11 protein-coding genes and 2 pseudogenes are annotated in these 21205 nt (G+C 73.0%); 8 read left to right on the top strand and 5 right to left on the bottom strand.

The genetic code is table 11. From position 1 onward, the window contains the following. Positions 1-5: 5 nt before the first annotated feature. Positions 6-1211, top strand: a pseudogene (locus ACZ56E_RS18425) (glycosyltransferase); the annotation flags it as partial. Between the two features lie 1055 nt (positions 1212-2266). On the opposite strand, the gene ACZ56E_RS18420 reads toward ACZ56E_RS18425, so the two are convergent. After that, positions 2267-3901 (bottom strand): alkaline phosphatase D family protein, encoded by a 1635-nt coding sequence (locus ACZ56E_RS18420; protein WP_471215279.1) that lies wholly within the window; start codon positions 3899-3901, stop codon positions 2267-2269. Positions 3902-4034: 133 nt separating this feature from the next. Between ACZ56E_RS18420 and ACZ56E_RS18415 the strand changes: the two genes are divergently transcribed. Both ACZ56E_RS18415 and ACZ56E_RS18410 read left to right on the top strand, forming a co-directional pair. Next, positions 4035-4808, top strand: coding sequence for an SDR family oxidoreductase (locus ACZ56E_RS18415; RefSeq protein ID WP_471215277.1), 774 nt, complete (start codon positions 4035-4037; stop codon positions 4806-4808). Positions 4809-4949: 141 nt separating this feature from the next. After that, positions 4950-5420, top strand: a complete 471-nt coding sequence (locus tag ACZ56E_RS18410) for a lamin tail domain-containing protein (protein WP_468600464.1) — start codon at positions 4950-4952, stop codon at positions 5418-5420. A 54-nt stretch (positions 5421-5474) separates the two neighbouring features. On the opposite strand, the gene ACZ56E_RS18405 is transcribed toward ACZ56E_RS18410, so the two are convergent. Next, the gene (locus ACZ56E_RS18405) at positions 5475-5798 is read right to left on the bottom strand and encodes a nuclear transport factor 2-like protein (protein ID WP_471215275.1); all 324 of its coding nucleotides are present in this window, start codon (positions 5796-5798) and stop codon (positions 5475-5477) included. Between the two features lie 176 nt (positions 5799-5974). On the opposite strand from ACZ56E_RS18405, the gene ACZ56E_RS18400 reads away from it, so the two are divergent. From ACZ56E_RS18400 to ACZ56E_RS18380, 5 genes and pseudogenes are all read left to right on the top strand, one after another. After that, positions 5975-6529 carry a DoxX family protein gene (locus tag ACZ56E_RS18400; protein WP_471215273.1) on the top strand — a complete coding sequence of 185 codons (555 nt, stop codon included), beginning with the start codon at positions 5975-5977 and terminating at the stop codon, positions 6527-6529. A 22-nt stretch (positions 6530-6551) separates the two neighbouring features. Further along, complete coding sequence (locus tag ACZ56E_RS18395; RefSeq protein WP_471215272.1) at positions 6552-6992, top strand: MazG-like family protein; 441 nt, start codon at positions 6552-6554, stop codon at positions 6990-6992. Further along, the gene (locus ACZ56E_RS18390; protein ID WP_471215270.1) at positions 6982-7758 is read left to right on the top strand and encodes an SAM-dependent methyltransferase; all 777 of its coding nucleotides are present in this window, start codon (positions 6982-6984) and stop codon (positions 7756-7758) included. Before ACZ56E_RS18395 ends, ACZ56E_RS18390 begins: the two co-directional genes overlap by 11 nt. A gap of 30 nt (positions 7759-7788) precedes the next feature. Beyond that, the gene (locus tag ACZ56E_RS18385) at positions 7789-8331 is read left to right on the top strand and encodes an MOSC domain-containing protein (RefSeq protein WP_471215269.1); all 543 of its coding nucleotides are present in this window, start codon (positions 7789-7791) and stop codon (positions 8329-8331) included. Positions 8332-8472: 141 nt separating this feature from the next. Then, positions 8473-9153, top strand: a pseudogene (locus ACZ56E_RS18380) (YqeB family protein); the annotation flags it as partial. 86 nt (positions 9154-9239) lie between these two features. Here the strand turns inward: ACZ56E_RS18380 and ACZ56E_RS18375 are convergent. The 3 genes from ACZ56E_RS18375 to ACZ56E_RS18365 are packed head-to-tail and all read right to left on the bottom strand — an operon-like array spanning position 9240 to position 21123. After that, complete coding sequence (locus tag ACZ56E_RS18375; protein ID WP_471215268.1) at positions 9240-16487, bottom strand: MupA/Atu3671 family FMN-dependent luciferase-like monooxygenase; 7248 nt, start codon at positions 16485-16487, stop codon at positions 9240-9242. Next, positions 16484-19825, bottom strand: coding sequence for a type I polyketide synthase (locus ACZ56E_RS18370; protein WP_471215266.1), 3342 nt, complete (start codon positions 19823-19825; stop codon positions 16484-16486). The genes ACZ56E_RS18375 and ACZ56E_RS18370 overlap by 4 nt, the downstream gene beginning before the upstream one ends. Further along, positions 19822-21123, bottom strand: coding sequence for an MFS transporter (locus tag ACZ56E_RS18365; protein ID WP_471215264.1), 1302 nt, complete (start codon positions 21121-21123; stop codon positions 19822-19824). Before ACZ56E_RS18365 ends, ACZ56E_RS18370 begins: the two co-directional genes overlap by 4 nt. Between the last annotated feature and the right edge of the window lie 82 nt (positions 21124-21205).

Genomic DNA, 21205 nt, shown 5'->3' with positions numbered 1-21205 from the left:
CTTCCATGGTCGCAGCTCCCGGCGCGTGGTCGGGACGCATATATGACGCCGTAGGGGCCGGATATGTGACGTCAGCACGCTTCACTCGTTTAGCAACATCGCCGGGCAATTCGGGCCCCGGCTCCGACCGCCGATCTGGACAAGGCTCGATGCGAATCTCCTTTCTGCTGCAGAACGCCTATGGAATCGGTGGCACCATCCGCGCCACTTTCAATTCCGCCAGTGCCCTCGCCGAGCGGCACGACGTCGAGATCGTCAGCGTCTGGCGCCCGCGCGACCGGCCCAGTCTGCCGCTGGGCGGGAAGGTCCGGCTGCGGCACCTGATCGACAGCCGGCCGCACTCGCCGCGCAACGACCTGGGCCACGGGCTGCTGGGCGAAGCTACCTCGCTGGTGCCGCCCGCCGAGGCGCGGGGCGCGGGTTTCGACCGGCTCACCGACCGCCGGGTGGCCCAATTCCTGCGCCGTACCGACACCGACGTGGTGGTGGCGACCCGGCCGGGTCTGGTGATGTACCTTGCCGAGTTCGGCCGCGACCACTACCTGAAGGTCGGTCAGGAACACCGCGTGTACGGGACGCACGAGCCCGGGATCCGCGCCGCCCAGGACGCCGCGATCGCCTCCCTCGACGCGCACACCACCGTCACGGAGGCGGACGCCGTCACGCACCGCAGGCACCTCGCGGCCGCGGGCACCCCGATCGTGTCCGTCCCCAACGCCTCACCGCCGCCGCCCCTCACCACCGCGTCCGACGGCGAGGCCCGGCTCGTCATCGCCGGCGGGCGTCTCATCCCGGTGAAACGGTACGGCCTGCTGGTGGACGCCTTCGCGACCGTGGCCGCCGCGCACCCTGAGTGGAAGCTGCGGATCTACGGCCGCGGCCCCAAGCACGCGCCGCTGCGCGCCCGCATCGACGAACTGGGCCTGAGCGACCACGTCTTCCTGATGGGCGCCATCCCCTCCCTCGCCACCGAGTGGGCGAAGGGGTCGATCGCCGCCGTCACCTCGCGCGAGGAGTCGTTCGGGATGACCATCGTGGAGGCCATGCAGTGCGGCACCCCGGTGGTCGCCACCGACTGCCCCCACGGGCCCGCCGAGATCATCCGGGACGGCGAGGACGGCCTGCTCGTCCGCTCGGGCGACAGCGCGGCCGTCGCCCGGGGCCTGCTCAGGCTCATCGAGGACGCCGACCTGCGCCGCGCCATGGGCGGCGCCGCCCGGCGCAACGTCGAGCGGTACGCGCCCGACAACATCGCCCGGCGCTACGAGGAACTCTTCACCGAGCTGCGCGCCGCCTCCCCGCCCGCCCCGGTACCGCTCGACTGCCGGCTGCTGGCCGGTGCGGGGCGGGCCCGGGCGGCCGTCCGGCAGGCCGTGCGGCGGACCCTGCGCGGGGCGGGGCGGCGGCGTCCGGCGGGCCCGGCGCTGCGTCCGCGCTCGACCTGCGCCGTGAACGCGGCGGGCGATCTCGTCGTACGTCTGGACCGGGCCGGCATGCCCGGCACCGCGTTCACGCTGACGGCGACGCTCCGCGGCTCCGAGGGCCGGGACGACCGGCTGGTCGAGGTGCCGCTGCGACGGCCGGAGACCGACGACGAGCCCTGGACGGCCGTGCTGGAGCGCCGCGCCCACCCGCTCGCCGAGGGCCGCTGGGACTTCCACGTCGTCCGCTCCGACGACGGCGCGCGGCGCCGGGTCGCCGCCACGACGGTCGACCAGCGCGGCCTGCTGAGCCTGCGGGCCGCGCCGGACGCGCCGTTCGACTGGTGGATCCCCTACGCGACCGTCAAGAACAACCTCTCCGTGCGGGCCTGGCGCCGCCCCGCGCACGCGGAGGCCCACACGGTGACCACCGACGGGACGTCGTGCGCGGTCGAAGGGACGCTGTACGGCGCGGAGTTCGCTCCGGGGCAGTCACCCCGGCTCCTCGCCGTGCCGCGCCACGACCCCGCCGCCGCCTTCGAGGCCGATGTGACAACGTCGGGGAAGGACCGTTTCCGCTTCTCCCTGGCGTACTCCCGGGTGCCGGCCGCCGGCGAGGGCGCCGCCCCGGAGACGTGGGACCTGGCGCTGGCCCTGGCCCCCGGGGCCGAACCGGTCCGCCTGGCGCGCATCGTCGGTGACGTCGTCGCCCGCAAGCGGACCGACGTGTATCCGGCCGGGCACCTCGGCGAGGAGGCCGGTGCAGCCGTCTCCGTGCGGCCCTACTTCACCGTGAACAACGACCTGGCCCTGGCGCGCAGGACACCGCGGGAGTCCGCCGACGGCTACGCGGGCCGCAGCCCCGGGTCGCCCGCCTCCGTCACGAACGACGCCGCCGTCCTGATGGGGGCGCCCGGCGTCGTCACCGCCGACACCGTCTTGAAGTCCGCGCGCGCCGAGTCGGTGCCGAGGGCGACCGTCACGTAGCCGCGGCGGCCGTTGTAGAACTTCAGGTGCGGGTTGGCCTTGGTGTAGGTGTCCCAGTTGGCCGGCTTGTCCGCGCCGTCCTTGCCGCTGGCGATGGACGTGGCGACGATCTCCGTGCCGACGGTCTTCGAGGACGGGTCGTCGAAGTCGGCCTTGACGTCGAAGGCGTAGCCGACGTGCACGTCACCGGTGAGGACCATGAGGTTCTCGATGTCCGCGGAGCGCGCTCCGGCGAGGACCCGCTTCCGGGAGGCCCGGTAGCCGTCCCAGGCGTCCATGGAGAGCTTGGCCTGCGCGTTGAGGTCGAGCTTGCGCTGGGAGAAGGTGACCTGCTGCGGGACCACGTTCCACAGCGCGCGCGAGCGCCGCCAGCCGTCGATGAGCCAGCGCTCCTGCGTGGCGCCGGTGATGGTGCGCCTCGGGTCGTCCGTCTCGGGGCCCGGGACGTGCGCCTTGTCGCCGTACGCCTGGTCGGAGCGGTACTGCCGGGTGTCGAGGATGTCGAACTGGGCGAGGCGGCCCCACTTCACGCGCCGGTAGAGCCGCGCGTCGGGCCCGCTCGGCAGCTGTCCGCGGCGCAGCGGCTGGTTCTCCCAGTACGCGCGGTAGGCGGCGGCGCGGCGGAGCAGGAACTCGGCGGGCGGGTTGCCGTTCTCGTCGATGTCGTCGGCGTAGTTGTTCTCGGCCTCGTGGTCGTCCCAGGTGACGACGAAGGGGTGCGCGGCGTGGGCGGCGCGCAGGTCCGGGTCGGACTTGTAGAGGGCGTACCGCAGGCGGTAGTCCTCCAGGGTCTGCGTCTCCTTGTTGAAGTGGGCGGGCAGGGTGCGGTCGGTGTAGTTGCGGGCGCCGCCGACCGCGTTGACGGCGTATTCGTAGAGGTAGTCGCCGAGGTGGAAGACGACGTCGACGTCGTCCTGCGCCAGGTGCTTGTACACGGTGAAGTAGCCGTCGTGGTACGCCTGGCAGGAGACGGCGGCGAGGGTGAGGGCGCTGCTGCGGCTGCCGGTGGGCGGCGCGGTGCGGGTGCGGCCGGTCCCGCTCACCCAGCGGCCGGTCCTGAAGCGGAAGTAGTAGGTGCGGCCGGCGTCGAGGTGGTCGGCCTCGACGTGCACGGTGTGGTTGAACTCGGGGTGGGCGGTGACCTTGCCGCGTCTGGCGACGCGCCGGAACCTGGCGTCGTGGGCGAGCTCCCAGTCGACGGTGACGCGCTCGCGGGGCAGGCCGCCGTCGGGCTCGTACGGTGCGGGGGCGAGCCGGGTCCACAGCAGGACGGAGGAGGGCAGCGGGTCGCCGGACGCGACGCCGAGCGTGAAGGGGTTCTTGGTGATGCGGCGGGCGTCGAGCTCGGCGGCGCCCGCGACGCCCGCGGTGGGCAGGTTGGTGGCGAAGGCGAGCGTGGCGGCGGCGCCGGTGACGGTGAGGAACCTGCGGCGCCCCAAGTGGCGCGCGGCGGCACGGAGTTCCGGTGCGTGATGCTGGCCTGCGGGTGTCATGTGGCCCTCCCCTGACGATTGCTGTCAGGGGCATGTAAGTGGCGGGGGACGACGCAGGACTGTCGCGTACACAACAGCCGCATGGCGGGCGGATGATGTCCGCGTGGCCGGCCCTCCCGTACGCTGCGGGGCCATGAACGCTGAGCGAACTGCATCGCCGAAGACCGCCGTGGTGACCGGGGCCGGCTCCGGAATCGGCCGCTCCGTCGCCCTCGAACTGCTCGCCGCGGGGTGGTCCGTGGCGCTCGCGGGGCGCCGCACGGAGACGCTGGAGGAGACGGCCGCCCTAGCGCCGGAGGGGGGCGGCGGCGTCCTGTGCGTCCGCACGGACGTGTCGCGGCCCGAGGACGTCGCGGCGCTCTTCTCCCGGGTACGCGCGGACTTCGGGCGCCTGGACCTCCTCTTCAACAACGCCGGCACGTTCGGCCCCGGCGGTGTGCCGGTCGAGGAGCTGCCCTACGAGGCGTGGCGGCACGTCGTCGACACCAACCTGAACGGCGCGTTCCTGTGCGCGCAGGCGGCCTTCCGGCAGATGAAGGAGCAGGACCCGCAGGGCGGGCGGATCATCAACAACGGATCCATCTCGGCCCACGCCCCGCGCCCGAACTCGGTGGCGTACACGGCGACGAAGCACGCCCTCACGGGCCTGACGAAGTCACTGTCGCTGGACGGCAGGCCCTACCGGATCGCGGTCGGCCAGATCGACATCGGCAACGCCGCGACCGACATGACCGAGCGCATGCAGTCCGGCATCCTCCAGGCCAACGGGCAGCTGGCGACCGAGCCGGTGATGGACGTGGCGGACGTGGCGCGCACGGTGCGGCACATGGCGGAGCTGCCGCTGGAGGCCAACGTCCAGTTCGCGACGGTGCTCGCCACCAACATGCCGTACGTCGGGCGGGGTTGACGCACAGGCGGCCGGGGCGACGCACACGCGGGCCGGGGCCGATATCTGCACAAGTGGAATGGGGCATACCGCATCAAGGCCGGTCGGGGATCCCCGTATGCTCGGCTTCTCTCCACGAGAACTTCACACTTGGAGCACTCCTTGCGCATACGCACCACGGCCCCCGCCGTCCTCACCGCCACCGCCCTGTCGGTGGCCCTGCTCGCCGCGTCCCCCGCGTCGGCGGCGACGGCACGCCACCAGGGCGGGCTGCACCTCGGTTCCATCCAGTACGACAGCCCGGGCCGGGACACCCGCTCGAACGCCTCGCTGAACGCGGAGTGGGTGAACATCCACAACAACACCCGCTCGGCGATCCAGCTCAAGGGCTACAAGCTGAAGGACGACACCGGCTACACGTACACCTTCGGCAGCTACAACATCGGCGCCGGCAAGACCGTCAAGGTCCGCACCGGCAAGGGCACCAACGCCTCCGGCGTGCGCTACTGGGGCCGCACCAACTACGTCTGGAACAACACGGGCGACAAGGCGCGCCTCATCAAGCCGAGCGGCGCGCAGCAGGACTCCTGCTCATGGGCGCGGCTCGGCTCCGGTTCCGTCAGCTGTCACTGACCACCAGCTGTCACTGACCGCCGTCAGGCACTGACCACCACACCGGAACGGTGGTCAGGCCTGACCCGTCTCGAAGCGGGAGATCTTGCCGTCGTCGACGGTGAACCGCCACTTCGTGCGCATCTCGCCCCAGGTGTCGTTGCGGTACGAGACGATCAGCACGCGGCCGCCGTCCGACTCCGTCTCGACGTCCATGTGTCCGTTGGAGGAGAAGACCTCGCGGTCCGTCCAGTCCGCGACGTCCCGGTCGGAGCCGTCGTCCGACATGGTCGCGCCGGGCGCGAGCAGGGCTTCGAAGGCGGCCTTGTCGTGGGCGTTCACCGCGGCGACGAAGGACCGGACCGTGGGGTCGGAGAGACGGTTCACCTGAATACTCATGGGCTTACGGTCACACCGGTCGGCGCGCGTCGCCACCGGTGCCGTTCGCCCTCCCCCGGCCGCTCCCCGCGTATCACCCGGACGGACCGGCGGGCCGGGTGGCGCGGGCCGGTCCGGTGGACGGTGGAGGCGGACGTATCCGCCACCCCGCCGAGGGGCCGAACCGGGAGTTCCCCATGACCACCTGCTCGTGTCCGGACCGCCGAGACGTCGGGCTGCTGCTGCTCCGCGCGGGCACCGGCGGAGTGCTCGCCGCGCACGGCGCCCAGAAGCTGTTCGGCTGGTTCGGGGGCGGGGGCGTCGAGGGCACCGGCGCCTTCATGGAGTCCGTCGGCTACGCGCCGGGCAAGGTGAACGCCGTCGTGGCGGGGCTCGCCGAGGCGGGCGGCGGTGTGCTGCTCGCCCTCGGCCTCGCGACCCCCGCGGCGGGTTCGGCGGCGGCGGGCGCGATGGCCGGTGCCACGGCCGTGCACTCGCCGAACGGCTTCTTCAGCCAGGGCGGCGGCTACGAGTACCCGGCGTTCCTCGGCATGGTCTCCGCCGCGCTCGCCGTCACGGGGCCCGGCCGCTACTCCGCCGACCACGCCCTCGGCCACTCCCTGAACCGCGCCTGGATGGTCCCTGCCGCGCTCGCCGGCACGGCGGTCGGGGTGCTCGTGACGCTGGGAGCCCGGAAGAAGACCGTCCGGGCGGCGGGAGCAGGGGGCGAAGGCGGCTCGTCCGACGTGTAGCCGCCGTGGCAGGCTGCGGGGCATGGACGACGATCAGCGGGACGCGCCGGCGCCGGTGAGGGCCCCACAGGATGCGTGGGAGACCGTCGACCGCCTCTACGAGTGGCTGGATTCCCACAATCGCAGGGCGCCCCAAGAGGCGTTGCTGCTGCGGATGCTGAAGCTGTCGGAGGAGGTCGGCGAGGTCGCCCAAGCGGTCATCGGCGCCACCGGACAGAACCCGCGCAAGGGCACGACCCACACCTGGGACGACGTGCAGGCAGAACTCTGCGACGTCATCGTCACGGCCATGGTCGCCCTGCGCACCCTCACGCCGGACGCGGCGGACGTCTTGGCCACGCACCTGCGCCGCGTGGACCGGCGGGCGAGGGAGGGCGGGGACGGCTCGGGTGGCGGGGACGGCACCAAAAGCGCTGGCCAGGGCTCCGGTTGGCCGGTTAGCGTGCCGGAGCATGACCACTGATACCGATCTTCCCCCGCGCCTCACCCGTCTCACCTTCCACGGGCCGCTCTCCGAGGCCCGCGCGGACCGGCTGGTGGAGCGGCTGGCGGCGGCAGGTCCGCGTACCGTTCTCGACATCGGCTGCGGCTGGGGCGAGTTGATGTTGCGCGTCCTCGAAGCCGTGCCGGAGGCGACCGGTGTCGGTGTCGACCTCAAGGGTGAGGATCTGGCGCGCGGCCGCGAGAACGCCGTGGCGCGTGGGCTCGACGGCCGGGTCGTCTTCGCCGAGGAGTCGGCGACGGGCACCACCCGCGGCCCCGCCGACGTCGTGCTGTGCCTCGGCGCGAGCCAGGCCCTCAGCTCCGCCGAGCCGCCCCGGACGACGACCGAGGCGCTGCACGCCCTGCGCCGCCTGGTGAATCCGGGCGGCCGCGTCGTGCTCGGCGAGGGTTTCTGGCAGCGCGAGCCCACCGCCGGGGAGCTCGCCGCGATGTGGCCGGACGCCGACGCGGGCGAGCACCTGGCGCTGGGCGATCTGGTGGACGCGGCGATCGAGGCGGGGTTCCGCCCGCTGTGGGTGGAGACGGCGAGCGTCGAGGAGTGGGAGGACTTCGAGTCCGGCTACCGCTCCGACGTCGAGGAGTGGCTCGCCGCGCACCCCGGCCACGCGCTGGCCGCCGAGACCCGCGAACGCGTCGACGCACAGCGTTCCTCCTGGCTGCGCGGCTATCGCCGGGTGCTGGGCATCGCGTATTTGACCTTGGTGCCGGTCGAGCCGGTCGGCTGAGAGCGGCTGGGGTCGCGCACCATGGATGCCATGGACGCCATGGTCACTGCCGTCAGCAGCAACGGAACGTACTCCTTCTCCAAGCCGAACCGCGAGAGCGTCACGCTGCTCGCGGGCCTCGGCGTCGAGGGGGACGTACATGCCGGTACGAAGGTGAAGCACCGCTTCCGTGTCGCCAGGGATCCGGAGCAGCCGAACCTCCGCCAGGTCCACCTCATGCACGAGGAGCTCTTCGACGAGCTGGCGGACGACGGCTACGCCGTGGCGGCGGGCGAGCTCGGCGAGAACATCACCACGCGCGGCATCGACCTGCTCGGCCTGCCCGTGGGCGCGCTCCTGCACCTCGGTGACGAGGCCGTCGTCGAGGTCACGGGCCTGCGCAACCCGTGCCGCCAGATCGACGGCTTCCGGGCCGGTCTGATGAAGAAGGTCGTCGGCCGTGACGCGTCCGGGGGCGTCCGCCACAAGGCCGGCGTGATGAGCGTGGTCCTGCGGGGCGGCGAGGTCCGGCCCGGCGACGCGATCGGGATCGTCCTGCCGGAGGGCCCGCGCCGCCCGCTGAAGACGGTCTGACCCGGCACCCTTCCGCCCCCGCCCCCATCCCTGTGCCTACCGAAGTAGGGCCGCCACCGACTTTCGGCCGCTGTGCGGGGCCCCTGCCGGCTCCTAGCGTCCGTAGGGAAGACGGTCGGCACGGGGAACGGAGTCCATGGGATGGCTGGCAAAGAGCTCGTCGGGGCGCGGCGGGGCACGACCACGGAGCTCGGGCATCCGCGGGGGGATCTGCTGCTCCTGCTCGTGGGCCTGCCTCTTCTCGGGCTGCTGCTCGGCCTCGTCGTGCCGCGGCTCGCCCGCTGGGCCGCCGGGTCGCCGGTGCTGCCGTGGCGGGACGGCATCGAGTTCGTCGGCAGGCTCGACGCGCCCTGGCAGACCGCGCTCGTGATGGCGGCCGGCCTGGTGGCGGGGCTCGTCCTCGCCTTCCTGGCGATCGCCGAGACGGTGTCGATGAAGCTGACCGACGCGCGGGTGCACGTCGAACAGGACGGCGGGACGCGGACCTTCGAACGCGCCGCGATCTCGGCCGTCTTCCTCGACGGCAAGCATGTGGTGCTGCTCGGCACGGACTCCGGCGAGCTCGTGCGGGGCGAGCCCAGTGCGCGGGCCGCCGCGCTGGCCGCCGCGTTCCGCGCGCACGGCTACCCGTGGCGGGACGGCGACCCGCACGCGTCGCTGTTCCACCGCTGGATCCCCGGCACCCCGGACCTGCCCGCCGAGGTCCACGCGCTCCTCGCGGCACGCAAGGCCGCGCTGAAGCGGAACGCCCCGCGGGACGCCAGGGACCTGGTCGAGACGGTGCGGGGGCTCGGTTTCGTCGTACGCGACGAGGGGGCGGAGCAGTACTGGCGCCCCCTCGTCGGGGGTACGGGCGGAGCCGGGTCGGAAGACGAAGGGGGCCCGGTGACCGCGCCGACTGGACGATGTCACCGGCCGCCTGCGGGGGCGCCTCCGTCCCGTAGCGCCTCGGCCGTCTCCCTCGCCAGGAGTTCGACGTACGCGCCGGTCCAGGCCTCGACCGTGGTGCGGTCCCACAGGTCCGTCGAGTACTCCAGATAGCCGGAGAGCACGTCGCCCGTGGGGATCAGGCCGAAGTTGAACTCGGAGCGCGCGCCCGGGACCGCGAGATCCTCGACCGCCGTGGTCACGCCCGGCAGCTCGATCTCCGTCTCCAGGGAGCTCTGGTACTGGAACCCGAGCGGCAGCCGTTCGGGCACTCCCGTGCCCAGTGCGGCGCTCACGTCCGCCGCCACCGCGCGGATCGGCGCCGCGTGGTCGATGGCCCCGACCGCGCTGCGCGCCACCTGGTCCACCAGCGCCCCGAACGACGCGGCCTCGCCGCCCCGCACCCGCAGCGTGAAGGACGACACCGTGCAGGCCGCGAGGGCCTCGAACTCGCGCCGCTCGCGGTTGGCGTAGGAGATGCCGAGCACGACGTCAGGGCCCTCCCCCACCTCCGCGACAAGGCGTGCCAGCGCGGCCGCCGTCACGACGAAGGGCGTCGTGCGGTGCCGCCGCGCCAGCGCCTCGACGTCGGCGCGCACGGCCCGGTCCACGCTGAACAGGACCACGTCCCCGGCCCCGCTCAGCTCCGTCGGACGGGGCCTGTCCAGCGGCAGCGGCATGCTGAAGGGCGCGCCCTTCAGCTGACGCGTCCAGTAGTCGACAAGGCGGCCCTTGTCCTGCGTACGGCTCCGCTCGCGCTGCCAGCGCGCGTACTCGCCCGGCTGCGGCACGTCTTCCGGAAGGCCGTGCGGGGTGCCGGTGGCCGCCGCCCGGTAGAGCGCGGCGAGCTCCCGCAGCAGGACGCTGACCGACCAGCCGTCGCAGGCCGCGTGGTGCAGGACGAAGAGCAGCGACCACCGGTCGCGTCCGGTGCGCAGCAGGCGGAGGACCGGCGCGAGTTCCGCCTCGATGTCGAAGGGGGTCGCGGCCACGTCCGCGGCCGTGCGTTCCGCCTCCTCGTCGGCGGCGGCCTCCGAGCCGTGCCGTGCGAACAGATCCTCCTCGGGCAGCTCCACCGGCCGGGCCCGCAGCGCCTCCTGCCACCACTCCCCGCCGTCCGCCACGAAACGGGTGCGCAACGCCTCGTGCCGGGCGACGAGCTGTGTGAGCGCGGTCCGCAGGGCCGGTACGTCCAGGGCTCCCGTCAGGGTGAGCCGCATCGCCACGTTGTAGATCTGCGGGCGGGGGTGAGTGCGGTGCCGGGTGATGAAGGCGCCCTGCTGGGCGGTGACGGGGGCGCGTCCCAGGACGTCCGCCTCTCCCCCGGCGTCTCCTGCGAGGTACGCCGCCATCGCCCGCAGCGTCGGCTCCTCGTAGAAGCGTGCCACGGGGTACTCCGTGCCGAACTCCTCCCGCACAAGGTTCGCCAGCCGGATCGCCGTGATCGAGTGGCCGCCCAGCTCGAAGAAGGACGCGTCGGAACCGATCGACGCCGCGTCCACCTCGAACTCCGCCGCCCAGAGCCGCTTGAGACGGACTTCAAGGTCTGGTGCCGAGGGCGCGGAGGGTGCGGCGTGCGTCGGGGGTGGTGGGGCGGTGGAGGTGGTGAGGGCGGGGGTGGGGAGTGCGGTGCGGTTCACCTTGCCGTTGGGGGAGACGGGGAGTTCGGGGAGCACGGCCCAGGCGTGGGGCACCAGGTGGTCCGGGAGACGGGCCGCGAGTTCCGCCGTCAGACGGTCGGCCAGTTCCCGGTCCCTTGCCGGGGCGGGCGACGCGGGTACGACGTAGGCCGCGAGGTAGGCGGCGTCCCGGCGGTCGCGGTGGGCCAGGACGAGGGCGTCACGGATTCCCGGCAGGCCGTTGAGCAGGCGCGTGACCTCCTCGGGTTCGACGCGGTGGCCCCGTATCTTCACCTGGTCGTCGGCCCGGCCCCGGAACTCCAGCGTCCCGTCGCCGGTCCAGCGGACCAGGTCGCCCGTGCGGTACATCCGCCCTTCGGCGCCCAGCGGGTCGTCGACGAAGCGCTCCGCCGTGAGGTCCGGCCTGCCCAGGTATCCGGCGGCGACACCGGGTCCGCCGACGTACAGCTCCCCCACCTCACCGGCGGGCACCTCACGGCCGCGCTCGTCGAGCACCCGCAGGGTGACGTTGTCGACGGGGCGGCCGATCGGGACGGGGCCGTCGGACGGTTCCGGTTCCACTGTCGCGACCGTGCACAGGACGGTCACCTCGGTGGGGCCGTAGACGTTCACCGTCTCGTACGGGACGCCGGGGCGCGGGCGGGTGCGCAGTACGTCGCCGCCCAGCAACAGGTGCCGCAGCGGCGGCTGTTGCGGCTCGGGGAGCGTGAGGACCGCCTCGCCGAGCGCCGTCGGCAGGATGGAGAAGGTGATCCGCCGGTCCGCGTACCAGCGGGCCAGCGCCGCCGGGTCCTTGCGGACCGCCTCGTCGGCCACGACGACCGTGGCGCCCGCCGTCAGCGCCGGCCAGATCTCCAGCACGGCCGCGTCGAAGCCCTGGCTGCAGACGGCGGCACTGCGGTCGTCGGCGGTGAACCCGAACCGCTCGTGGTGCCACTGGCAGAGGTCCACGACGGCCCGGTGCGGGACGGCCACGCCCTTGGGGGTGCCGGTGCTGCCCGAGGTGTAGATGACGAAGCAGAGGGAGTCGGGGGTGGGCGGTGCCCCGGCTGAGCCGCTCAGGGGCGCCGGGGGCGTGTCAGTGATGGTGGCGTCGGTGGCGGTGGCTGCGGTGACGTCCAGCAGTGTCGTCCCGGTCGGCCATGTCGGTCGTACGCCCGCGTCTCCGGCCTGCGCCGCCCCGTCCACGACCACGATCCGCGCGCCGCTCTCCGCCAGGATGGTCTCGGCCCGCGCCCTGCCCTGTGCTGGGTCCAGCGGCACGTATCCGTGCCCCGACTTGAGGGCCGCGAGCATCGCGACGATCAGGTCGGCGCCGCGCGGCAGCCACAGTGCGACCGGCGCGCCGCCGCCGTCCGCGGTCCGCAGCGCGGCCGCCAGGCGCTCGGCACGGGCGTTCAACTCGCCGTACGTCAGCGTCACTTCGCCGCTGATCACCGCGGTGCGGTCCGGGGCGACCTCGGCCCACCGTGACGCCAGGGAGTCGACGGTGCTGCGCGTCCGCTGCCGGACGGGCCCCTGCCGCCACTCCCGCGGCACGGCGGCCGGCACGCTCCCGACCTTGGCCCCCACCGCCTCCGCGAGGACGTCGCGGAACGTCCCGAAGAGCGCGTCGACCGTCGCCTCGTCGAAGAGGTCGGTGTGGTACTCCAGATGGCAGCGGATGCCGTCGGGCCGGTCGGTGAAGTACACGCTGAGGTCCGTCAGCGCCTTGTCGGGCCCCGAGTCGAGCGGGGTCGCCCGCACGCCGGGCAGGTCGAAGCGGAACGGGTCGCCGGTCTCGAACTCGGCGAGCGTCTGGAAGACGGGCGTCCGGTCGAGCGTGCGGGCCGGCGCGAGCTCCCGTACGACCGCCTCGAACGGCACGTCCGCGTGGTCGTACGCGTCCAGGGCCACCCCTCGCACCCGGTCGAGGAGCGTGCCGAAGTCCGGGTCGCCGGAGAGGTCGAGGCGCAGCGCGAGGGTGTTGACGAAGAAGCCGACCACGTCCTCGTACTCGGGGGTGCGGTCGGACATCGGGGTGCCGATGACCAGGTCGTCCTGGCCGGTGACGCGGCGCAGTGCGGCCGCGTAGCCGGCGAGCAGGGTCATGAAGAGGGTGCTGCGGTGCTCGCGCGCGAACCGACGGATCCCGTTGGAGAGTTCGGGGTCGAGTGTGCGGAACAGGGCGCGGCCGTGGGAGGTCATGACGGCGGGCCGCGGCCGGTCGGTGGGCAGTCGCAGCACGGGCAGGTCGCCGTCCAGCGTCTTCTTCCAGTACGCGAGGTCCTCGGCCGCCTTCGGGCCGTCGAGCGCGGCGCGCTGCCCGCGGGCGTGATCGGCGTACGTACGGGCGAGGGCGGGGAGTTCCGGGGCCGGTGCGCCCGGCAGGTGGGCGCGGTACAGGGCGGAGACGTCGCGGGCGAGCACGGCGGCCGAGGCCGCGTCCATCACGATGTGGTGCAGGGAGAGGACGAGGACATGCCGCCGCTCACCGAGCCGGACGAGACGTGTGACGAACAGGGGGCCGTTCGCGAGGTCGAAGCGGCGCTCGCTCTCGGCCTTGAGCACGGCGGCGACGGGGTCGCCGGCCCCCGTGCCGTCGACGACCTCGAAGTCCACCTCGCCCGGCGGCAGTGTGAACTGCCGTGCTTCACCCGCCACTTCACGGAACACCGTGCGCAGCTGGTCATGCCGTTCGGCGAGGTCGGACAGGGCGGCGCGCAAAGCGGGGACGTCCAGCGGGCCTTCGAGCTCGATGGCCTTGGTCTCGTTGTACGCGGTACGGCCCGGCAGCATCCGCTCCAGGAACCAGACGCGCTGCTGACCGGGCGACAGGGGTGCCCCGCCGCCGTCGGTCACCGGCTCCGCGCCAGGAACCGGCTCCGGTTCAGGAGGCGCCACGTACGCCCGGCGCAGCCCGTCGAAGTGGGTCAGACCGTCCCGCAGCGCGGCGGGTGCGACGCCGAAGTCGACGAGTCCGACAATCTCGTCGGCGCCCGCGGCGCGCACCGCGTCCACGACGGGCCGCACGCTCTCGGGGCTGCCGATGAGGGCCCTCTGGTCGCAGTAGCGGTCGTAGGCGCGGCGGAAGACCACGTCCAGGTCGTCCTCGGTCATCGCCGACAGGTCGATCCGGTGGCCCAGGCTGTTGGCGACGTTGCCGAAGAGGGAGAGGGAGGAGCGCATGTACCGCGACAGCGGCTCGCGCGCCTCGGCACGGGCCGTCGCGTGGTCCTCGGCGAGGTAGGTGTGCAGCAGCACGGCCACGTGCCCGGCGTCCGGGTCCAGGCCGCACTCGGCGCGCGTGCGGCGGTAGAGGGCGATGTTGTCGCGGAGCTGCTCGACGCTCTGCGTCATGAGGTTGGTGACGATGCCCACGTCGTGGCGTGCGGCCAGCTCGTACGACGCCGGGTTGCCGACGACGGCCGTGTACATCGGCGGGTCGTCCTGGACGGGCCGGGGGAAAAGGCGCAGGTCGCTCTCGCCGTTCCCGGTGGTGCGGCGCACGGGCTCGCCGCGCCACAACTGCCTCACCTGCGCCACCTGTTCGTACATCATTTCCCGGTGCGAGCCGAAGCGCTCGGGGAAGAAGACGAAGTCGTCGGCGTTCCAGCCACTGGCGCAGCCGATGCCGATGCGGCCGCCGGAGAGGTTGTCGACCATCGACCACTCTTCGGCGACGCGGATCGGGTCGTGCAGCGGCAGCACCACCGAGCCCGCGTTGATGCGGACGCGGCTCGTCTCACGGGCGAGCGCGGCGGCGAGCACGACGGGGTTGGGGAAGAGACCGCCGAAGGAGTGGAAGTGCCGTTCGGGGATCCACAGGGAGTGGAAGCCGTTGCGGTCGGCGAACCGGGCCGTCTCCAGGAGGTGGTCGTACTTGCCGTGCCGGGGGCTCGCCTCGTCCTGCGGGTAGTCGCCGAAGAAGTAGACGCCGAAGTCGAGGGGGCGGGAGGTTTCCGGCTGCTCCTGCTGGAGGGCGGCCGCGCTGTTCCAGGCCATGGCCTGGGGCTTGGGCTTCGGTTCGGCCTTCGGCCTGGTCTGCGGCTTGGTGGAGGGCTTGGTGGGGCTGCCGAGAGGGAAGCCCGCCGCGCGCAGCTCGCGCAGGGAGTCCTTCACCGCGTCCACGATGAACTCGACGTCTCCGTCGGAGTGTTCGGTGGACAGGAAGAAGTTGCGCCACTCCCACACGTGCACGCCGCGCAGCATGAGGTGGTGGTAGAGCAGCTCCATGTCCGCGCGGTGCTCGAAGCGGAACATCGAGCCGAAGTGGCTCATGCTCAGGGCGAACCCCTCCGCCTCGAAGAAGGCGTTGAGTGTGGCGGCCATGGCGTCGGTGCGGGCGTTAAGGCGCTCCTGGAGCCGCGGACTGTGCTCCTTGAGGTGGGCGAGTACGGCACGGGTGGCGACCATCGACACCGGGTGCTGGATGTACGTACCGCCGAAGAACGTGGTGTCGGCGCGCGGGTAGCTGTCGTCACCGTACTGCCAGTGGCCGCCGTCGATGCCGTCCATGATGTCGGCACGGCCCGCGATGGCGCCGATGGGGAAGCCGCCGCCGAGGAGCTTGCCGTACGTGGCCAGGTCAGGCGTGACGCCGTAGAGCTCCTGGGCGCCGCGCGGCGCGGGGCGGAAGCCGGTCAGCATCTCGTCGAAGAGCAGCACGATGTTGTGCCGCCGCGTCAGTTCGCGCAGCCGGCGCACGAACTCGGCGGGCCGCAGCGAGGGGTGGCGGCTCTGCACCGGCTCCACGACGACCGCCGCGATGCCGGCGGCCTCCCGCTCGATGACGGCGAGGCTCTCCTCGCTGCCGTACGGCAGGACGAGCAGGTCGGCGACGGCGTTGTGCGGGACGCCCGCGGACATCGGCACGGTGGTGAGGCCGTCGCCGCCGGTGTGCGGGGAGCGGCCGAGCACGTTGTCGTTGTGGCCGTGGTAGGCGCCCTCGAAGGTGATGATGCGGGAGCGTCCGGTGGCGGCGCGGGCGAGCCGGATGGCCGCGGAGTTCGCCTCCGTACCGGAGTTGGCGAAGGCGACGCGCTCCATGCCGGTCAGCTCGGCGAGCAGTTCGGCGGCCTCGCCGGTCTCCACGTTGCGCGGGCCGAGCTGGATGCCGCGCGAGAGGTGCTCGCGGACCGCTTCGGTGACGAAGGCGGGCTCGTGGCCGAAGAGCAGGACGCCGAAGCCCATGGTGATGTCGACGTAGCGGTTGCCGTCGACGTCCTCCAGCCAGGAGCCCTTCGCCCGCCGCCCCGCGATGGGGTACAGCATCTCCTTCGTACTGCTGCGGAATCCGACCGCCGCCCTGCTGTCGGCGAGCACGCGGCGGTAGCGCTGGGTGATGCTCTTCGAGGTGGGCGTCTTGGCGGTGTAGCGGCGGACGAGGTCGTCCAGGTGGGCCCGCTGGCTGTCGGAGGCGTTGCCGCGGAGCATGCCGGAGCCGCGGGACACCTCCAGGCGGGGGCCGTGCTGGGCCGGGCGCGGCGCGGGAGTCTCCTCGGCCGCTGTCGTCGTCCCCATCTGCTCGGTGATGCGCCGCGAGAGCTCGGCCATCGCGGCGAGGTCCGCGTCGACCGCGGCGGAGACGGAGCCGGGGCGCGCGGTCATCGGTCCCCCCGCGCGGGCTGCGAGGGCTGCGTTGTCTGTGCCGTCTGTGCCGTCTGTGCCGCGAGCAGCTGGGAGAGCTGGCCCATGAGTTGCAGCTGCATTTGGGTGAGCTGGTGCACCTGGCGTACGAGGTCTTCGACCTCCTGCCGGGTGGCGTACTCCATGGACGCCACGGGGGCGGGGGCGGGTGGCGGGGCCGTGGGCGCCGCCTGGACCGGCGGCTCCGGCAGCGGCTCGGAGAACCGTTCGGATTGCGGCTCGGAGAACCGTTCGCGCTGCGGCTCGGAGAACCGTTCGCGCTGCGGCTCGCCGCGTCCCGCCCCCGCCTTCCCCGCGATGATCTCCGCGAGCCCCCGCGCCGTGCCCGCCTCCTCGAAGAGCTCCCGCATCGACACCTTGACCTGGTGCTCCTCCTCCAGCTCCCGGAGCACCCCGATCATCTGGAGCGAGTCCGCGCCGAGGTCGAAGAAGGAAGCGTCCTCGGCTATCTCGCTCGTGTCGTAGCTGAGGTGCTTCGCGGTGACCTTGATGATGTGCTGGAGCACGCGCTCGACCGCTGCCTCGTCCTGTGCCACTTCCGCCCCACCCCTTGCCGGTTGTTCGGGTTGTACGGGCCGGGGAAGGAAGTTCTCCGGCCCTGTCCAGTAGTCCTTGTGCTGGAATCGGTAGCCGGGCAGGGGGATCCTGCGCCCCGTCCCGCCCATGAAGGCCCGCCAGGCGACGGGCGCCCCGGCCCGGTACAGGCCGGCGGCCGCGTCCCACAGCGGTTCGAGGCCTGCGCCGCGCCGCAGCGACGGAAGGGCCGCCCGGCCGGGGAGCTCCCGGCGCGCGAGGCCGCTGAGCGTCGTGTGCGGGCCGATCTCGACCAGCGCGCCCACGCTGTCGTACGCCGCCGTCCCCAACTCCCGCAGTACGTCCGCGAAACGCACCGGCTCACGCGCCTGCCGTACGAAGTAGTCGGCGTCCGGCACCCAGCCGGGCGGCCGGGTTCGCCCGTCGAGACCGCTCACGAACGGCACGTCGGCGGGGCGCGGTCGCACGTCGGCGGCCAGCTGCCGCAGCCCGTCGAGTGCCGGGTCCATGAGGGCGGTGTGGAAGGCGTGCCGCACCGGGAGTTCCCGTGCGTGGACGCCGCGCTCGGCGAGCAGTTCCGTCAGCCGTTCCATGGCCGCCACCGGGCCCGCGAGCACCTGGTTGTGCTCGCCGTTGATGACGGCGAGCTCCACACCGGGCACCTCGGCGGCCAGCTTTGCCGCCGTGGCCGTGTCCGTCGGTACCGCGGCCATCGCGCCGGGCTCGCACCTGAGCCGCATGAGCCTGCCGCGGCCCGCGGTCAGCCGCAGCCCGTCCTCGATCGACAGCACGCCCGCCGCGTACAGCGCGCCGTACTCCCCCACGCTGTGCCCGGCCACGACGTCCGGCGCGATCCCGGCCTCCCGCCACAGGCGGACGAGCGCGCACTGCAGCGCGAAGAGCGCGGGCTGCGCCACCTCGGTGGGCCAGACCGGCTCCTCCTCGCCCGCTTCCCGGGGCCGGAGCAGCGGGCCGAGGAGGCTGTCGCCGCCGGTGCGTTCGGCGAACTGCCGCTCGCAGGCGTCCAGGACCTCGCGTACGACGGGAAAGCGCTCGTGGAGCGCGCGGGCCGCGCCCCGGTGGAGGCTGCCCTGCCCCGTGAAGAGGAACCCGGCGCCACCCGCGCCCGGTGTCCGGGGCCCGGGCCGTGCGAGCCAGTCGTCCAGGGCGCCGGTGAGCGCGGCCACGGTGTCGCCCCGCACGGCGATCCGGTGTTTGCGGTGGGCGCGGCCGAGGGCCTGGGTGGTCACGAGGTCGGCGAAGTTGGTCCCGGGGTGTGTGCGCAGGTGGTCGCGGAGGGCCGTGGCGTTGGCGGCGAGCGCGTCCTCGGTGTGGCCCGCGACCAGGAGGAGGCCCGGGGGCGGTGGGGCGTCGGCAGGCCGGGGCGGGGGCTCGGGGGCCTCTTCCAGGACGACGTGGACGTTGGTGCCGCCGACGCCGAACGAACTGACGCACGCCCGGCGCGGCACATCGCTCTTCGGCCACGGGCGGGCGGATTCGGGGATGTAGAACGGGCTGGCCGCGAGGTCGAGGGCGGGGTTGGGGCGGCGGAAGTTGGCCATCGGCGGGATGACGCCGTGCCGCAGTACGAGGAGGGCCTTGACCAGGCTCGCCAGGCCCGAACACACGTCGAGGTGACCGATGTTGGCCTTGACCGAGCCGAGCGCGCAGTACCCCGTACGGTCGGTGTCGGCGCGGAACGCGGCGGTGGCGCCCTCGAACTCGATGGGGTCGCCCTTGAACGTGCCGGTGCCGTGCGTCTCCAGGTAGCCGATGGTGCCCGCGTCGACGCCCGCCCGCGCCAGGGCTCGGCGGATCGCGCCGCGCTGGCCGTCGGCGCTGGGCGCGGTGAACGCCTTCTTGTCCGCGCCGTCGTTGTTGACCCCCCAGCCCCGGATGACGCCGTGGATGTGGTCGCCGTCCGCGAGAGCCCGGTCGAGGCGCTTGAGGACCACCGCCACGACGCCCGTGCCGCCGACCGTGCCGTCCGCGTCGGCGTCGAAGGGCCGCAGCCGGCCGCTCTTGGAGAGGATGGACCCCTTGACGTACTGGTAGCCGATCACCTGCGGCACGTGGAGTGCGGTGGCACCGGCGACAGCGATGTCACACTCTCCGGCGACCACGGACTGCGCCGCGAGGTGGACCGCGGTGAGCGAACTGGAGCATGCCGTCTGGACGTTGACGGCGGGGCCTGTGAGGCCGAGGCGGTAGGCGGCGCGGTTGGCGGTGAAGTCGGTGAAGTTGCCGATGGTGACCTGGAGTCCGGCGACCCAGTCCGCGAGGCCGCCCCGCAGGACGTTGTTCTGCAGATAGGTCTGGAGGGAGTAGAGGTGGTAGCCGGTGCTGGCGTACACGCCGACGTCGTGACCGCGGCCGTCCCGATCCGCGGCCGCCCCCTCGTCGCCGCCCGCGTACCCGGCGTTCTCCAGCGCGTGGTGCACGCACTCCAGGAACAGCCGCTGCTGCGGGTCGGTGATCCGGGCCTCGTGCGCGCTCATCCCGAAGAACCCGGCGTCGAACCCCGCGATGCCGTCGAGGACCCCGCTCGCCCCGACGAACTCCTCGGCCCGGTACGCCTCTTCGGGCACTCCGGCGGCGGCCAGCTCGGCGTCGGTGAAGCGGCGGATGCGGTCGGCGCCGTCGTGGATCGTGCGCCAGAACTCCTCCGGCGTGTCCGCGCCGGGCAGCCGGAAGGACATGCCGACGACGGCGACGGTGACGTCGGGGCCGGGGGCGGGGGTGGAGGCGGAGGCGGAGGTGGTCATCGGGGCTCACTCTCGCTTTTCACGGGGTTCCCGGGCTTCGTCGACGTGCCGCCCTCCGGCGGCGGTGCCGCCGTACCCCGTCGGCCCTGCCGCACCATGACGACGAACATCCCGAGGCACAGGGCGATCGCGAGACCGTGCAGCAGACCCACCACTTGGAACGGCGAGAAGTGGTCCAGGAGCGCACCGCTGACCAGCATCCCCAGGCCGAAGCCGGTGTTCTCGACCGACGCGGACAGCCCGAAGAGCCTGCCCCGCTGCTCGTCGGGGGCCGCCTGGAGGCGGGTGACGTACGCGATCTCGGTGAGTCCGTCGGCCATGCCCGCCACCAGGGCGGCCGCGACCGCCACCCCCGTGGGCAGTCCGGCGAAGACCACGATGAACGCGGCCGACATCACACACGCCCCGACCGCGAACGCCCGCTCCCCCGGCCCCTGCCGGCCGCCGCGCCCGCCCCACCGCCCGCACACCTGCTGCATGACGATGTTGCCGATGGCCCACGTGGCCCAGAACTGGCTGATGAACGTGGCCGGATGGGACGGGTCGAGGTCGCTGGAGTACACGGGCAGGGCCACGTTGTGGGACGACGACCCGAGGCCGTCGGCGGCCCGGAGCGCGATCATGAGGGCGAGGACGGGGGCGGCCCGCAACAGAAGCAGCGCCCCGGCCCCACGCCGCTCCGCCTTCCGCCCGGCGCCCTCTTTCCCACCGGAGCCCTCGGAGCCCGTGGAGTCTCCTGCCTCCGCCCTCGTACGGATCGGGAGCGAGAGCAGCACGCACGCGGAGACGGCGAAGGAGGCGGCGTCCAGGGAGATGGCGGCGACGTATCCCAGTTGGGCGACCACGACACCCGCGGAGGCGAAGCCGGCGATCATCGCGAGCGAACGCCCGGTCGCGAGCAGCGAGTTGGCGCGCAGCCGCAGATCGCTGCCGACGATCTCGGGGATGCTGCTGCGCAGCGCGACGCCCGACAGGGTCGAGCAGAAGCCGGTCACCACGGCCAGTACGTAGAGAAGCCCCGCCCGTCCCGCGTCGGGGGCGATCAGCAGCGCTATCATGGCGGCGCACTGCGTCAGATCGGCACCGACCATCAACCTCTTGCGGTCGTACGCCGAGACCAGCCGACCGCTCACAAAGCCGGACACGACGCTGGTCAGCAGGCGTACGGCCATGAAGATCCCCGCGGCCAGGGCGCTGTCGGTCACCTCGTAGACGAACACGTTCAGGGCGACCATGTTCAGGTAACTGCCGTACGCCGAGACGGCGTTACCCGCGACGAGCAGGCGAAAGTGGAGCAAGCGTTCCCCCCTGGTCCGCGCCGGGCTGCCATTCAGACCGTGTACGGCTGCCGCTCAGCCGAGACCGCCTTCACACTCGCCC

The sequence above is a fragment of the Streptomyces sp. NPDC039480 genome (genome assembly GCF_055597165.1).
Note: the sequence above shows the minus strand (reverse complement) of the source record. Positions and strands in the feature narration are given on the sequence as shown.

What these genes read in the sequence shown, in the direction of transcription:
- ACZ56E_RS18420 (WP_471215279.1), bottom strand. Translation starts at nt 3,901, where the DNA reads ATGACACCCGCAGGCCAGCATCACGCACCGGAACTCCGTGCCGCCGCG.
- ACZ56E_RS18415 (WP_471215277.1), top strand. Translation starts at nt 4,035, where the DNA reads ATGAACGCTGAGCGAACTGCATCGCCGAAGACCGCCGTGGTGACCGGG.
- ACZ56E_RS18405 (WP_471215275.1), bottom strand. Translation starts at nt 5,798, where the DNA reads ATGAGTATTCAGGTGAACCGTCTCTCCGACCCCACGGTCCGGTCCTTC.
- ACZ56E_RS18400 (WP_471215273.1), top strand. Translation starts at nt 5,975, where the DNA reads ATGACCACCTGCTCGTGTCCGGACCGCCGAGACGTCGGGCTGCTGCTG.
- ACZ56E_RS18395 (WP_471215272.1), top strand. Translation starts at nt 6,552, where the DNA reads ATGGACGACGATCAGCGGGACGCGCCGGCGCCGGTGAGGGCCCCACAG.
- ACZ56E_RS18390 (WP_471215270.1), top strand. Translation starts at nt 6,982, where the DNA reads ATGACCACTGATACCGATCTTCCCCCGCGCCTCACCCGTCTCACCTTC.
- ACZ56E_RS18385 (WP_471215269.1), top strand. Translation starts at nt 7,789, where the DNA reads ATGGACGCCATGGTCACTGCCGTCAGCAGCAACGGAACGTACTCCTTC.
- ACZ56E_RS18375 (WP_471215268.1), bottom strand. Translation starts at nt 16,487, where the DNA reads ATGACCGCGCGCCCCGGCTCCGTCTCCGCCGCGGTCGACGCGGACCTC.
- ACZ56E_RS18370 (WP_471215266.1), bottom strand. Translation starts at nt 19,825, where the DNA reads ATGACCACCTCCGCCTCCGCCTCCACCCCCGCCCCCGGCCCCGACGTC.